Source organism: Neorhodopirellula pilleata (assembly GCF_007859915.1).
In the GTDB taxonomy this organism is placed as follows: Bacteria; Planctomycetota; Planctomycetia; order Pirellulales; family Pirellulaceae; genus Rhodopirellula; species Rhodopirellula pilleata.
In genome coordinates, this window is record NZ_SJPM01000002.1 from 366,784 (window position 1) to 381,069 (window position 14,286).

Here is a 14,286-nt window from a genome sequence, read left to right on the forward strand (position 1 = left end):
GATGAGAATCGCAATGCTGGCCCCGATCGCGTGGCGGACACCACCGAGAGCCTATGGTCCGTGGGAACTTGTCACCAGCATGTTGACCGAAGCGCTCGTGCAGCGTGGTGTTGATGTGACTTTGTTCGCAACTCTCGATAGCCAAACCACCGCAACACTTGACGGCGTGGTACCGGCACCGTACGGCGAGGACGCTTCGATCGACGCCAAAGTTTGGGAGTTTCGGCACTTGGCTCACCTTTTTGAACAGGCTGGCCGGTTCGATCTGATTCACAACCAAGCGGACTTTCCGGCGCACGCCTTTGCGAGGATGATCGACACACCGATCGTCACGACGATTCACGGTTTCTCATCGGATCGGATTCTTCCGATGTATCGTGCATTCCAGGACATCGTTCATTTCATTGCAATCAGCGATGCCGATCGTCATCCCGACTTGTCATACGCCGCGACCATTTACCATGGCATTCCCATCGATGAGTTTCCATTTAACCCGGCTCCGAGCGACGATCTACTTTTCTTTGGGCGGATTCATCCCGATAAGGGTGCTGAAGAAGCGATCACTGTAGCCCGCCGGAGCGGACGTCCTCTTCAAATGTACGGGATCGTACAGGATCGTGAGTACCACGAGGCGAAAGTTGCTCCTGCCGTTGACGGCGTGAACATCCATTATCATGGTGCTGTTGGAGGAATGGAGCGGCTCGACGCATTGGGAAACGCCAGCGCACTATTGCATTTGATCAACTTCAACGAACCATTCGGCTTATCTGTCATCGAGGCGATGGCGTGTGGAACTCCCGCGATTGCGTCACGACGTGGATCGATGCCGGAACTGATTGATCATGGTGTTACTGGTTTCCTGGTCGACAGTCTTGCCGAAGCGAATCAAGCGATTGAGCGTCTCGACGAGATCGATCGTGTCCATGTTCGCCGCGCCGTTGCTGAGCGTTTCACGATCGACCGTATGGCCGACGCCTACCTGACCGTTTATCAGCGCATCCTTGATGAACGAAGATAAGAGGCGTTTCATATTTCACGTACCGCCACCCAGGGACGTTCGGCTTCGAATACAATTGTTTCGTTCGGTTCGATTCATTTTCAACGATTCAGCCTCGGCCACTTTCGTCCCCCATCGCTCAGCTCTCAACATGAAAACAATCTGTCTGACACTCTTTACGATCGCCATCATCTGGTCGCCTCGGCTGGTATCCGCCGAGCAGAAGCAGCCGACTGCGGCGTCGAAATTCCAGCCGACTTATGCCGACGTCGCTTACGGTGAGCACGCGAGGAACGTGATCGACTTTTGGCAGGCGGAAGGCGATGGCCCGCGTCCGTTGTTGGTTTATATCCACGGCGGAGGGTGGATTCGGGGTGACAAACAGCGTCGTGAAGCCGACGTCAAGCCATTCCTCGACAAAGGCATCTCGTATGCGGCGATTAACTATCGATTGACCGCCACGGACGCGTTGCCCGCACCCGTTCACGATGCCGCGCGAGCGATCCAGTTCCTGCGAAGCAAGGCCGAAGAGTGGAATATCCGAAAGGACCGAATCGCACTGACCGGCGGAAGCGCGGGAGCGTGCACGTCGATGTGGTTGCTTTGTCACGATGACTTGGCGAAGCCCGATGCCGACGATCCGATCGCCTGGGAGTCGACCCGCGTTACTGCGGCCGCGGTCAGCGTGGGGCAAACATCGATCGACCCCAAGGTGATCGAAGATTGGCTCGGCCCGATGGTTCTGCAGCACGCGATGATCAACATGGCCGTTGGCGAAGCTACGATTCAAGACGCACTCAAGAACTACGACAAGCACCATGATCTCTACGTCGAGTTTTCCGCGTACAATCACGTCAGCAGTGACGACCCGCCTCTTTTCATGACTTATGGCGACGACATGACGCTGCCGTCAAAGAACGCAGGTCACGGCATCCACCACCCCGTTTACGGCGTGAAGATGAAAGAAAAGGCGGATCGCGTGGGGCAAGAGTGCCATTTACTCATTCCCAAACACTCGTCCACCGAATACCGAAACGCTCAAGATTTCTTGGTGAAGAAGCTTTTGCAGTGAGTGAGTATCAGCTTACTCGGCGATCGTTCGTTCCGATTTGATACTCTGTACCCGAAGATAGTTGCCGGAGCAAAGATGTCATTCCGTTTCACTGCGTTGTTATTGACCTTACTCGCTATTCCATCGTCTGCGTTCTCGGTCGAGAACGAAACGACGCAGATCGAGAATGGTTTTCACGAGTTCAACGATGGACACGACGATGAAGGCGCGGAGAAATGGACGCAGGTCATTCGCGTCACACAACCGGAACCGCGTTCAGAAGTTTCTGGAATGGTAACGGTGACATTCAGTGCGAAAAGCATGACCGAAGCGGCTGCGTTCTGCTGGACGCAGCCGGACGGTTCGGCAGCCTCTGATCGCTGGGGGCGTGATGTGAACGTTGCTCCCGAAGGAATCGTGCTCGACGCTAGAGGCAACGGATCGTTCCGATTCGATGCGGACGCATTTCCGAATGGTCCTATGAACGTTCGAATCTATGCAAAGAACAAAGCGGGTATCAAAGACATCTACGAGCTCCAGCTTTTTAATAAGGGCGGTGCGGTTTGGAATCAAGGTATCCCCGACAATCCTCCGCCCGCAGCAGAGGGAATGAAGCTCGTATTTGAGGATGATTTCGATGGGCCGTTATCGATCTCCAACGACGGGCGAGGAGCAACCTACTCGGCGCATAAACCCGGCGGTGGAGACTTCAGTGGATGGCCATTTTCAGACGTTCTTGGTGACGGCAAACCGTTCAGCCGCAAAGGAACTTGGTTAAGAATCTCGGCACGCAAAGACCAGGACTCTCCAAACGGAATTAGCGGTCTCATCGCGTCCGTGGATGCAGACTTTCGGGGGACCTGGACCCAGGCACCGTGTTACCTGGAGTGTCGGTTCACCGCTCAATCGGCGATCGGTACGTGGCCGGCATTCTGGACGCTAGCGTTGGGCGAGAATGGAACTGATGAACTGGACATCGTGGAAGCCTACGGCGGAAAGGGAAAAGGCAATCCGAATCATCCCGGCTATTCAATCGTCACGCATTTTTGGGGGCAAAAGAATCAGAACGGTCAACCTAAAGAAGCGTTCTCCGCCAGACCAGAGATCACGAAGTTGGGTGGCAAATCGTACTGGTCGACTACGTTTCATACTTACGGCGTCTACGTTGGCTCAGAACAAACCGTTTACTATTTCGATGACATCGAAGTGTTTCGGCATCCAAGCGGAGATGTTTCAAAGAAGAATCCGCACTTCTTTCTTATCAATCTGGCGATCGGAGGAATCAGCGGTTGGCCGATCGACTTAGAGCGTTATGGCAACGGAACCGACATGTGGATCGACTATGTCAGGGTGTATTCACAGAATCCAGTCGACCCCGATTACTTACCCGACCAAGGCCCCAAGCCACAGCTTGCGACAGCCGGGATTGGGTTGAACTTTCAAGTCAAAGATCAGGCCACGACTCGTCTTCGTCCAAAGGACACGGCCGGACACGAGTCAGTTTCTCAGAGAAACTGGAACAACTTGATTGGTCCCGATGGAGCTTTGGCGACACTAAACGATGATCAGGGCGAAACGATTCCAGAGATGTCCGTGTTGTGGTCAGTGCCCGAAGGTGATCAAGCTTGGCGTTCCCGGTCGGCCCGTGAATGGGGATTTCAGCACGGTAATCTCGCTCTTCAATCCGGATTCATCCAGCTAGGTGGAAGCCTCGAAGTCACAGGAATTCCCTTTGAAAATTACGACGTCTTCGTTTACGTTGGCGCAGGCGATCAAGGTGGCAGTGGTTCGGTGACCCTTCGCTCGGACGAAGCAGATAAAGTCGATCCGGCGGGGACATATTACTACGACCTGAGTTGGCATGACGGAAAATTCAAGATCTCAGAGTCGACCGATCCATTGCATCTCGCTCCCGGTAATACAGTCGCGTTCCGAGGAAACTCCGCCAACTCAGTACAGATCCAATGGAATGGAAACCTTAAAGGCGGATGGACGGGGGTCACCGGAATTCAAATCGTCGCGTCGCCAGAACCCATTTCCTCGAACGAGGATGTTTACCAAAAGCCCAATGAATGATTCAGTGAGTGACGTCGATGGATGAGCATTTTTCAGGCGGGTGCTTTTGTGAAACGTTGCCCGACGGTCGGTGCGGCGGCGACGTGGAGCTGCGACCGGCGGGGGTTTTCGCTCGCGCACCGGACGGTCAAGAGTTCTTGATCCCGTATCGCGAGTGCCAAGTCGAGATCGGTGGTTTTAGCGGCAAGATGGTTTTCTGCCGCGGGCGAGATCGCAACATCACGATCTTTTGCGAGGACCCGAGATTCGTCCGATCGTTGTCATTGGCGTCGTCGGGCATCTTGGACGAACAACTGCAGATCGGCTTGCGAAAACAGCGTGGCGAGAACCGTCGACAATGGGTCATCGGCACGGGGCTGCTCGTCGGCATCGTAATGGCCTGCGTCGTCGGCTACTTCGCGATTCGTGCCGGAGCGACCGCCGCCGTGATGGCGCTACCGATAAGCGTGGATGAAAAAATCGGTTCGGCCGCGATGGCATCGATGGACTTGGGCGGCCCCCGAGTGACCGACGATGTGGTCGTCGAGGCGATGCAAAGCATGGTCGACCGGATGGCACCCGAAGCGGCGATCAATGGATTGGATTTTCGTGTCAGCGTGGTTCAGTCGGACGTCGTCAACGCGTTCGCGCTTCCCGGCGGGTCGATGGTCGTTTACACCGGTTTGATCGAAAACGCTGAACGTCCCGAACAGGTCGCTGCCGTATTGGCCCACGAAATGTCGCACGCGACGTTGCGGCACGGCCTGCAACGCGTCGCTCGATCGATGGGCATTTGGGCCGGCGTGTCCATGTTGATCGGAGACGTCGGCGGCCTGATCGGGGCGGGGGCCGACTTGTTTCAAATGGCGACGATCAACAGTTACTCGCGTGAACAAGAGACCGAGGCTGACCGAGAGGGCGTCCGGATGTTGCATGCCTCCGGCATCGACCCGACCGGCATGGGAGAGTTTTTCGCACTCCTTCAACACGAACACGACGAAGTCCCGGAGATTTTTTCTTGGATCAGCACGCATCCCGATCATGCGGCTAGAATAGCGTCCGTCGAAAACATGATCGCGGGGTTGCCCGAGCAAAATTACGAACCACTCGATGTCGACTGGCCATCGGTTCAAGGCCGATTGAAGAACCTCAAGACCGATTGAAGAACCCAGTAAACGAATCCGACGAGAGACGACCTGATGCACACCGAGATCCGTGACAAGCCTTCGTTTGCGAACATCCTGGTTCGTATGGAAGCGGGCGATCAAATTGTCGCCGAAGCCGACGCGATGGCCAGCATGAGTTCGACCATCGAGATGAGTACGAAGTGGAACGGCGGATTCATCAAAGCGATATTGCGACGCGTCTTCGGTGGGGAATCGATGTTCGTCAACACCTTCACCACAGCCACCGCCGGCGAGTTGGTTTTAACCCAAGCGTTTCCTGGCGACATTCAATGCATCGAACTGAGTGGCAACACGATGTTCTTACAACCGGGCGCGTTCATCGCCTGCGAGCCCGGCGTCACGTTGGGATTGGGTTGGGCGGGTTGGAAGATGCTCATTGCTCGGGAAGGGTTGTTTCGTTTGAAAGTTAGCGGCAGTGGCCGAATTTGGTTTGGTGCCTACGGCGGCATTTTTCAACGAGAGATCGACGGTGAGTACGTCGTCGATTCGGGCCACCTCGTTGCTTATGAACCTTCCATCGGAGTGAAGATCGGTATGGCCGGCGGAATTTTCTCGAGCTTCTTCAGTGGTGAAGGCTTTGTTACCCGCGTCACCGGTCCCGGACGCATCTACATGCAATCCCGATCGTTTGACGGTTTAGCGGCTTGGACCAACTCTCACTTATATTAACAAGATTGCCATGCATCACGAACTTCTCGCCCGACCGGCGATGTCCGTTGCCAAACTGACCCTGCAAGCGGGCGAATCGGTGACCTGCGAAGTCGGCGCGATGATCGCCATGTCGAGCGGGTTCACCGTCGAAACCACTTCGCGAAATCGCGGTAGCGGTGGTGGAGGGATTATGAAGGGGATCAAGCGTATGTTTGCTGGTGAAAACTTCTTCTTGAATCATTTCACCGCGACGGCTGCCAATCAAACGTTGATTATCGGGCCGGGCTTACTCGGCGATATCATGCACTACCCGATGACCGGCGGGAACTTGATCGTACAAGGGTCAAGTTGGTTGGCCTCAGCGACCGGTGTCGAGATCGATGCCACATGGCAAGGTCTGGGCAAGGCTCTGTTCAGCGGCGAAGGCATGTTTTGGGTCAAGTGCAGCGGACGCGGTGATCTCTTGCTGAGCAGCTTCGGCGCGATTTATCCCGTCGATGTCAATGGCGAGTATGTCGTTGATACGGGGCACATCGTCGCGTTTGATGAAACGTTGCAGTTCAAGATCGGCAAAGCGGGCAAGAGCCTCGTCGGCAGTATCCTGGGTGGCGAAGGATTGGTGTGCAAGTTCAGTGGCCAAGGACGGCTGTATTGTCAAAGCCACAACCCGCCGAGTTTCGGCAAGTTGTTGGGACCAAAGTTGCGACCCCGTTGAGGTTATTGAAATGATTCAAATCACCTGCCCCAATTGCAGCAAGGGGTACCGCCTCGCCGACACGTTCGCCGGCAAGAAAGTCAAATGCAAAGACTGCGGCCAGTTGCTCAAGATCAAAGACTTGCCACCGGGCACGATTGCGACAGCCAATCATGTCTCGCCGCCTAACGCGATCAAGCCGGAATCCCAGGTTCCCGCTCCGACCCCGCGAGTGAACCCGGACCCCGTCCCAAGCGCGCCGGCGCGACCCGCCTCGGCAGCGGTCGCGGCTCCGATGGCGTTTGCGAATCCGATCGAGGACGCGTGGGCGACCGGCGACATCGTCGAAGCCGAACTCGTTGGTGAACCCGTCGCGTTCAGTGGTGCGACCGGTATTCCCCCTACTGGCCTTCCCGGTCGACCCGTCGCGAAACCGCAATCGAAACCCACTTCGGCGACTCAAAATCTCAGTGGCCGGACTCCGAATCTGGAATTCGAAATCACCCAACGCCCGGACTTTGCGATCGCAAAGATCCACATTCCCGCCGGTCAAAAGATTTTCGCCGAACCATCCGCGATGGTATCGATGTCACCTAACGTGCATCTCGAAGCCGGCTTCAAGGGCGGCCTCGGCAAGACGCTTGGTCGGTTCCTCGGCGGTGAGAGCTTGATCATCAACACCTTCACCGCCCTGGACGGTCCCGGCGAAATCATGTTCGCCGGGGGTGCGGCTGGCGACGTCGCCTACCATCGTCTCAACGGCAACACCATGTATCTGCAGCGCGGTGCCTACATGTTCAACAGCGACGGCGTCGAGGTCACCGGCAGTTGGCAGGGCGCGAAGGGTTTCTTCAGCGGCGAGGGTTTGGTGTTGCTCAAGGCGAGCGGCGTCGGGGATCTGTTCTTTAGCTCTTATGGAGCAATCATGCCGATCGACGTTACGGACGGTTTCATGGTCGACACCGGGTACATCGTCGCGTTCGAAGAGACGCTGCAATACCGCGTCACCGTGTTGCCTGGATTAAGAGCAGGCGGAAAGATCAAATCGTTCTTCTTCGGCGGTGAAGGACTGGTCTGTCAATTCGCGGGCCAAGGCAGAGTTTGGGTTCAAACCCGCCAAGCCAAATCGTTCCTGCAATGGGTCAATCCGTATCGACCGGTCAAGAACAAAAACTGATTGACTGAGAGCCTATCCGAAAAGGGGTCTGACCCTTTGGAGGCGCTTCGATATTCGTCGTTTTTATGGTATCGCCGGAGAGGGTCAGACCCCTTTTCGGATAGGCTCTAAGCGAGTCGGATGGCCAGACCTCGTGCCCCTTGGTTCCGGCCATCCGAAACTCGCATAGAACGGAGTGGGTGAAGGTCGTCATTTTGACTACCACACGACTACCGCACTAGGAGTATCGGCACCGGGCTGACGCTAATGAAAAGAACTTGCTCATTTCGGTAGAAATTTGAGCATCCGAAGCAATTTGCCGAAGGCAACGGTGTCTTAGCTGCCTTTATCGCCCTTGTTAAGGGATTGTTCAAGGATCATTAAGGGTGAGCGAGAATCATTTCCGATCGGTGATTCTCGCCATCGCTTCAATCTCACGCGATGTTAAGCCTTCATCGCCTGGACGATCGCTTGGCCCATTTCGGCGGGGCTTGGGGCGACGACGATTCCGGCGTCTTCTAACGCAGCAACTTTCTCTTCGGCCGTCCCTTTGCCGCCGCTGATGATCGCACCGGCGTGACCCATTCGTTTGCCCGGAGGAGCGGTTCGGCCGGCGATGAAGGCGGCGACCGGTTTGGTGACGTGTGCTTTCACGTAGGCTGCGGCTTCCTCTTCGGCGCTGCCGCCGATTTCACCGATCATCAGGATCGCTTCGGTTTGATCGTCTTCTTGGTACAGCTTGAACAAATCGATGAAGCTGGTGCCGACGATCGGGTCGCCACCGAGTCCGACGCAGGTGCTTTGACCGAGTTTCAAGTTACTCGTTTGCCAAACGGCTTCGTAGGTCAACGTTCCCGAGCGGCTCATCACGCCGATCTTGCCGGGGGTGTGAATGTATCCGGGCATGATGCCGATCTTGCACTGCCCCGGCGTGATCAAACCGGGACAGTTCGGGCCGATCAAGATCGAGTTGCTCGCTTTGACTTTTTCATAAACGCGAACCATGTCGATCACGGGCACACCTTCGGTGATCGCGGCGATCACGCGGATGCCCGCATCGACGGCTTCGAGAATCGCGTCGGCGGTGAAGGGCGGCGGGACGAAGATCATCGTCGCGTCGGCACCGGTTTGCTGGACCGCTTCCTCGACGGTGTCGAAGACCGGCATGCCTTCGACTTCTTGGCCACCTTTGCCCGGCGTGACGCCGCCGACCATTTGAGTGCCATAGTCGCGGCAGCCCATCGCATGGAACTTGCCCGCGTTGCCGGTGATGCCTTGGCAGATCACCTTAGTGTTCTTATCGACCAGAATACTCATTTCAATAGCTTTTAGCGATTGGCAATTAGCGGTTGGCTAACAGCCGAGGGTGTGATGTGACGTGCATGAAAAAAGCTAACAGCTAACAGCTAATAGCTAACAAGCTGCGGCAAGGCCGCTAGGCGGTCGCGGCGACAATCTTTTTGGCGGCGTCGGTCAGGTCCATCGCGGTGATGATGTCGACGTCGCTGTCTTCGAGCATCTTGCGGCCTTCCTCGACTTCGGTGCCTTCGAGTCGAACGACCAAAGGCACGTTGAAACCGACCTCTTTGCTGGCCGTGATCAACGCACCGGCGATCGTCGTGCAACGGGCGATCCCGCCGAAGATATTGACCAAGACGCCTTTGCAATTGGGGTCCGACAAAAGGATCCGGAACGCTTCGGTGACTTGAGCCGCGTTGGCACCACCGCCGACGTCCAAGAAGTTGGCCGGTTGCCCGCCGTGGTACTTGATGATGTCCATTGTCGACATGGCCAGTCCGGCACCGTTGACCAAGCAGGCGATGTTGCCGTCGAGTTTGACGTAACTTAGCCCCGCCTTGCCGGCTCGGATTTCGCTCTCTTCCTCTTCGCTGAGGTCACGCAGTGATTCGAGGTCCTGGTGACGGAACATCGCATTTTCATCGAACGTGATTTTCGCGTCCAAAGCGATCATTTCGCCGTTGCCGGTGATCACGAGCGGGTTGATCTCGGCGAGCGAGCAATCGTACTTGATGAAGAACTTCGACATCGCGGTCAGGAACTTGAACGCGCTCTTGGCGGCCGGTCCTTCGATGTTCAGTTTCTTGCATAGTTTGCGGATCTGGAACGCTTCGAGTCCGATCGCCGGGTCGAACGCTTCCTTATAGATCAGCTCGGGGGTTTCTTCGGCGACCTTTTCGATCTCAACGCCGCCCTCGGTGCTGGCCATCAAGACCGGCTTGGACGAGGCGCGGTCGACGACGATGCCGAGGTACAGTTCGCGGGCGATGTCACAACCGGCCTCGACGAAGACTTTCGAAACCGTTTGGCCTTCGGGCCCGGTTTGGATCGTGACCAGTTTATTGCCGAGCAATCCGGCGGCGGCGGCTTTGGCTTCGTCCGCCGATTTGCACAACACCACGCCCTTTTGGTCCGGGTTGTCGATGATGTTCCCTTTGCCCCGACCGCCCGCGTGGATTTGGGCTTTGACCACGGCGATTTTGCCGCCTAATTTGTCGTATGCGGCCGCAGCCTCGTCGGGCGTCGTCACCATGATCCCTTCCAGGACGGGGACGCCGGCGGCGCGGAAGAGTTCTTTTCCTTGATACTCGTGAATTTTCATCAGGACGAATCCCGCTGGGCGGATCAAATGGGTGGATTGGCAAAACAAAACGACGTGGCCAACGCAAACGATTGTTGTTCGGCCGGTCTGCGGGGAATATAAACCTTCGTCGAAGGCGTCGCCACGGGTGCGAAACCTTGGATTCTTTCAATAGGGCAAATCCGATTATCAATCAGAACGCAACTTCCGCAGCCATTTCGTCCATTGTGGTGCTAAGCGAAGGCGACCACGTCGGCGTCGCGGTGCGGCGATTGATCGCAGGCGAAAACATCGAGAGCCCTCTGGCGAGCGGTTCGGACCCGATCGTGCCCGGACAAGCCATCCCGGCGGGACATAAGATCGCGCTGCGGTCGGTGGCAATCGGCGACCCCGTGCTGAAGTACGGCAGCCCGATCGGGGTCGCGACCGAGGCGATTTCGGTCGGTGACCACGTGCACAGTCACAACCTCGCCGACGCTCACGAATCGAACATGGGCAACGCGGTCACCGGGCGACGCTCGACCGTGCGGAGTCTTGATCCCGAGAACACACATCGCCCCCAAAGACGCGAGTTCCTCGGCTACGATCGTGGCGACGGGCGAGTCGGCACTCGCAACTACGTGCTGATCGCCTCGCGGGTGAACTGCAGCGCGACCGTGTGCCACCAAATTGCCAAACGCTTTCCCGTCGAAAGGTTAGCGGAATTCCCCAACGTCGACGGCATCGCGCTCGCAACGCACACGACCGGATGTGCGCTGCAATACGCCAGTCCCAAGCAACAAGCATTGGGGCGAGTGCTTCGTGGCTACGCCGCTCACGCGAACGTCGGGGCGACCTTGATGATCGGTTTGGGATGCGAACAGACGACGCCGGAGTACTTGAAAGACCATCATCGGTTGGTGTCGATCGGCGTGAATGGTTCATCCAAGAACAACGCGATCGCCGAGCCGTCTTGTCAAAACGACGAGGTCGGCGTGGCGATGTTGACGATGCAAGCCGAAGGCGGAACGCGGGCGACGATCGATCGCGGCGAACGGATGATCGAAACATTGCTCGATCAAGCCAACCAGTTTCGCCGTACTCCCGTCGACGCATCGCACTTGCGGCTGGCGCTGGAGTGCGGTGGCAGCGACGGTTACTCAGGCGTGACGGCCAACCCGGTCGTCGGCCGCGTCGCGGATTTAGTCGTTGCCCATGGCGGCGCGGCGGTACTCAGCGAGACGACGGAAATCTACGGGGCCGAACATCTATTGACGTCGCGGGCGGTGAGCGACGAGGTCGCCGCCAAGTTGATAGCCAAGATCCAGTGGTGGAAAGAGCATGTGGCGGTCTACGGCGGCGTGCTCGATAACAACCCTTCGATCGGGAACAAAGCGGGCGGTTTGACTACGATCACCGAAAAGTCGCTCGGTGCGGTCGCCAAGAGCGGCACCAGTCCTCTCGTCGATGTCGTTGATTACGCCGCTCCGATTCCGACGCAAGGCCTTTCGGTAATGGACACACCCGGTTTCGACCCGGCGAGCGTGACCGGCAAAGTCGCCGGCGGATGCAACTTGGTACTATTCACGACCGGCCGAGGAAGTTGCTTCGGTGGCAAACCGGTCCCGGTGATCAAAATCGCGAGCAACTCGTTGCTCTTCGAATCCATGTCTGAGGATATGGATTTCGACGCGGGCGTGGTCTTGACCGGCCAGACGATCGAATCGGTGGGTGATCGTTTGTGGGAACAGGTTCTATTGCACGCCAGCGGCACGGCGACGTGCAGCGAACAACTCGGACTCGGCGATCATGAATTCGTCCCATGGACCGTCGGCCCGACTTTGTGAGTGGCGGTTCGCTTCGATCGGCCGGGTCTCCGCCGAAGCGGCTGCGACCCAGCCTACACGGTGCCCCGAAGTAGGCTCGGTGGAGGAGGCTTTGCGACGAACACCCGGCAGCTCTGAGCCAACAGCTAATCGCCAACAGCCAACAGCTAATCTTACGCGATAATATCGCGCCGGTTTTGGACGTAATCCCAAAGTACAAAACGGTCCAAGTCTTTGCCGCTGGTGAAGAACACGCGGCCCTTGGTCGCTTGGGCCATGCGGTATGCGAACCGGATATCCTCTTGGCTTTGCGACCAACTCGGGATCAAGAAGATATTGATCGTGATGCCTTCCTTGTGACATAGCTGCGCCTCCCGCATCGTCGCGGCTTCCGTTTGCGGGTCGGGCGGATAGAGCATGTACAGTGTCTCGTCTTCGAAGTGCGCCGTCGGCAGACCGTCGGTGATCAAACACACTTGCCGGTTCGGCGTATCGCAGTTGATCAGATTCGTGCGGGCCAGCTTCAACGCGTGTTGGATGTTGGTGAAGTGCGGATGGATTTGATGCTCGGTGATGTCCGGGTTGGACATGTCGCATTTCAATCGCACCCATGGATCATGGATGGTCACGGTCTTGGGCATGAGTTCGATGATCTCGCCGGGGGAACGCAACTTGGCGAACGTGTACATCTCGATGAACTTCAAAAAGTCACCGGGGTACTCGCTGTTGATGAGTCCTTGCAATCCCAAGGCCATGCGTTTGACGTTGATGTATTGGCCGTCGTATCGCATCGATCCGCTCATGTCCATGATCACGGCGGTCGCGCACTTGGGATGGTTTCGCGTTTTGTGAACGACGATGTCGTCGGAGTGCAAACGCAACGGCCGTTCGTCTTTTTGACGAATCAATGAATTGATGATCGTTTGCGGCAGGTCCAAGTTCGCAACGCTGTCGCCGAACTCATAAGGCTTGGTTTGTTGCAACTCGACGGCACCTTCACCGACGACGTCGCCTTCGTGTCGTCCCGAGCGAGAAGGGGCCAGTTCACTGAAGATTCGCTGCAGCAATCGGCCTTGAAAAATCTTGTAGGCCTTGGGCGTTAAGCGGAAACCCTTGCCGTCGGGGCGTCGTTCAAGCCCTTGGCGTTCGGCTTGTTCGCGGAGCATGTTCTCGATTTGAGTCCGCATCTCTTCGAGCTGTTCCATGTCGCCCGGTTGTGCGAACTCGCTGAGCATCTCCATGTCGATAAGGCCGATCTGAGCGGTCTTTTCGGCTTGGTCGAGTTGTTCCAACAGCTCGTCAATCTTCTCGAGTTCCTCTTTGATTTCCAGTGCCTTCGGAACGGTCATCGATTCGTTGCCGGTGAACTCGTACTTCGTCGCCAGCTCTTCGATGTTGTGCTTATCGGCCATCGCCGAACCGGTTGCCAACAGATTGCGGGCGAGTGAACTTTGATCGTCGCCGGTCTCGTACCACAGTCGTTCGATCAAGAACGGTTGCTCTTGATTGATCGCCATTTGAAACAATTTTTCCATCCGGGCGGGTGGTTTGACTTTCTTGGCGGCTTGGTGGAACGCCTTGCGAGCCTTCTTTTGCACCGTGCGGGATTCGTAGGTTTCGAGTATCTTGCGTTTACGCTCTTCAAGCAGTGCGCGAAGAAAATCGATACTCGGACCCAAACCGGCGATTTGGGAAGGGTCGAGCCGGACGGCGTTGGCGAGTTCCTCGTCGGTCAGCTCGCGGAAGTTTCCGTACATCAACGCCTGCTCGAACGCCGGCGTGACCAAGTCCGGCGGCGGCTGAGTGGGCGGCGGGAATGCGGTCGGATCGTATTTCTGATAGGCGTGGATGACACCACCGAGGGAACGATTTTTCATGACCACACTGGATTGAATAAGGAAAGGGCTCGTTCGCAGATCACCACTTCATCAGCCGCAACACGCTAGCGGGCTGTTGATTTAGTGCACGATTGGGCGTTTTCGTTTAACGGCAAGCCGCAGGCGTCTGCGTTCTCAAGCTCTGTCGCCTGCGGCTTGCCGTTAAACGACTAAATCAACAGACCACTAGCGCGTCGCGGCTGATGATCGAACG

At 56.7% G+C, this 14,286-nt stretch carries 11 protein-coding genes; 8 read left to right on the plus strand and 3 right to left on the minus strand.

Features of this window, described 5'->3' with window-relative positions:
- Window position 1 precedes the first annotated feature (1 nt).
- The 7 genes from Pla100_RS06505 to Pla100_RS06535 all read left to right on the plus strand — a co-directional run bounded on the left by Pla100_RS06505 (window position 2) and on the right by Pla100_RS06535 (window position 7,812).
- Window positions 2-1,018, plus strand: a complete 1,017-nt coding sequence (locus Pla100_RS06505; RefSeq protein WP_146576877.1) for a glycosyltransferase family 4 protein — start codon at window positions 2-4, stop codon at window positions 1,016-1,018.
- Window positions 1,019-1,148: 130 nt separating this feature from the next.
- The gene (locus Pla100_RS06510) at window positions 1,149-2,069 is read left to right on the plus strand and encodes an alpha/beta hydrolase (protein WP_146576878.1); all 921 of its coding nucleotides are present in this window, start codon (window positions 1,149-1,151) and stop codon (window positions 2,067-2,069) included.
- A 75-nt stretch (window positions 2,070-2,144) separates the two neighbouring features.
- Window positions 2,145-4,124 carry a glycoside hydrolase family 16 protein gene (locus Pla100_RS06515; protein WP_146576879.1) on the plus strand — a complete coding sequence of 660 codons (1,980 nt, stop codon included), beginning with the start codon at window positions 2,145-2,147 and terminating at the stop codon, window positions 4,122-4,124.
- A 17-nt stretch (window positions 4,125-4,141) separates the two neighbouring features.
- Complete coding sequence (locus Pla100_RS06520) at window positions 4,142-5,266, plus strand: M48 family metallopeptidase (protein ID WP_146577312.1); 1,125 nt, start codon at window positions 4,142-4,144, stop codon at window positions 5,264-5,266.
- Window positions 5,267-5,302: 36 nt separating this feature from the next.
- Window positions 5,303-5,959, plus strand: coding sequence for a TIGR00266 family protein (locus Pla100_RS06525; RefSeq protein ID WP_146576880.1), 657 nt, complete (start codon window positions 5,303-5,305; stop codon window positions 5,957-5,959).
- Between the two features lie 10 nt (window positions 5,960-5,969).
- Window positions 5,970-6,656, plus strand: a complete 687-nt coding sequence (locus Pla100_RS06530; RefSeq protein ID WP_146576881.1) for a TIGR00266 family protein — start codon at window positions 5,970-5,972, stop codon at window positions 6,654-6,656.
- A 10-nt stretch (window positions 6,657-6,666) separates the two neighbouring features.
- Window positions 6,667-7,812, plus strand: a complete 1,146-nt coding sequence (locus Pla100_RS06535; RefSeq protein WP_146576882.1) for a TIGR00266 family protein — start codon at window positions 6,667-6,669, stop codon at window positions 7,810-7,812.
- A gap of 423 nt (window positions 7,813-8,235) precedes the next feature.
- Here the strand turns inward: Pla100_RS06535 and sucD are convergent, their stop codons facing one another.
- Together sucD and sucC are read right to left on the minus strand one after the other, a co-directional pair.
- Window positions 8,236-9,108, minus strand: a complete 873-nt coding sequence (gene sucD / locus Pla100_RS06540; protein WP_146576883.1) for a succinate--CoA ligase subunit alpha — start codon at window positions 9,106-9,108, stop codon at window positions 8,236-8,238.
- 118 nt (window positions 9,109-9,226) lie between these two features.
- Window positions 9,227-10,411 (minus strand): ADP-forming succinate--CoA ligase subunit beta, encoded by a 1,185-nt coding sequence (gene sucC, locus Pla100_RS06545; protein WP_146576884.1) that lies wholly within the window; start codon window positions 10,409-10,411, stop codon window positions 9,227-9,229.
- Between the two features lie 137 nt (window positions 10,412-10,548).
- On the opposite strand from sucC, the gene Pla100_RS06550 reads away from it, so the two are divergent.
- The gene (locus Pla100_RS06550; RefSeq protein ID WP_231602781.1) at window positions 10,549-12,216 is read left to right on the plus strand and encodes a UxaA family hydrolase; all 1,668 of its coding nucleotides are present in this window, start codon (window positions 10,549-10,551) and stop codon (window positions 12,214-12,216) included.
- Window positions 12,217-12,368: 152 nt separating this feature from the next.
- Here Pla100_RS06550 and Pla100_RS06555 read toward each other — a convergent pair whose 3' ends face one another.
- Window positions 12,369-14,072 carry a vWA domain-containing protein gene (locus Pla100_RS06555; protein WP_146576885.1) on the minus strand — a complete coding sequence of 568 codons (1,704 nt, stop codon included), beginning with the start codon at window positions 14,070-14,072 and terminating at the stop codon, window positions 12,369-12,371.
- Window positions 14,073-14,286 lie beyond the last annotated feature (214 nt).

What these genes read in the sequence shown, in the direction of transcription:
- Pla100_RS06510 (WP_146576878.1), top strand. Translation starts at nt 1,149, where the DNA reads ATGAAAACAATCTGTCTGACACTCTTTACGATCGCCATCATCTGGTCG.
- sucD (WP_146576883.1), bottom strand. Translation starts at nt 9,108, where the DNA reads ATGAGTATTCTGGTCGATAAGAACACTAAGGTGATCTGCCAAGGCATC.
- Pla100_RS06515 (WP_146576879.1), top strand. Translation starts at nt 2,145, where the DNA reads ATGTCATTCCGTTTCACTGCGTTGTTATTGACCTTACTCGCTATTCCA.
- sucC (WP_146576884.1), bottom strand. Translation starts at nt 10,411, where the DNA reads ATGAAAATTCACGAGTATCAAGGAAAAGAACTCTTCCGCGCCGCCGGC.
- Pla100_RS06530 (WP_146576881.1), top strand. Translation starts at nt 5,970, where the DNA reads ATGCATCACGAACTTCTCGCCCGACCGGCGATGTCCGTTGCCAAACTG.
- Pla100_RS06555 (WP_146576885.1), bottom strand. Translation starts at nt 14,072, where the DNA reads ATGAAAAATCGTTCCCTCGGTGGTGTCATCCACGCCTATCAGAAATAC.
- Pla100_RS06535 (WP_146576882.1), top strand. Translation starts at nt 6,667, where the DNA reads ATGATTCAAATCACCTGCCCCAATTGCAGCAAGGGGTACCGCCTCGCC.
- Pla100_RS06520 (WP_146577312.1), top strand. Translation starts at nt 4,142, where the DNA reads ATGGATGAGCATTTTTCAGGCGGGTGCTTTTGTGAAACGTTGCCCGAC.
- Pla100_RS06525 (WP_146576880.1), top strand. Translation starts at nt 5,303, where the DNA reads ATGCACACCGAGATCCGTGACAAGCCTTCGTTTGCGAACATCCTGGTT.
- Pla100_RS06505 (WP_146576877.1), top strand. Translation starts at nt 2, where the DNA reads ATGAGAATCGCAATGCTGGCCCCGATCGCGTGGCGGACACCACCGAGA.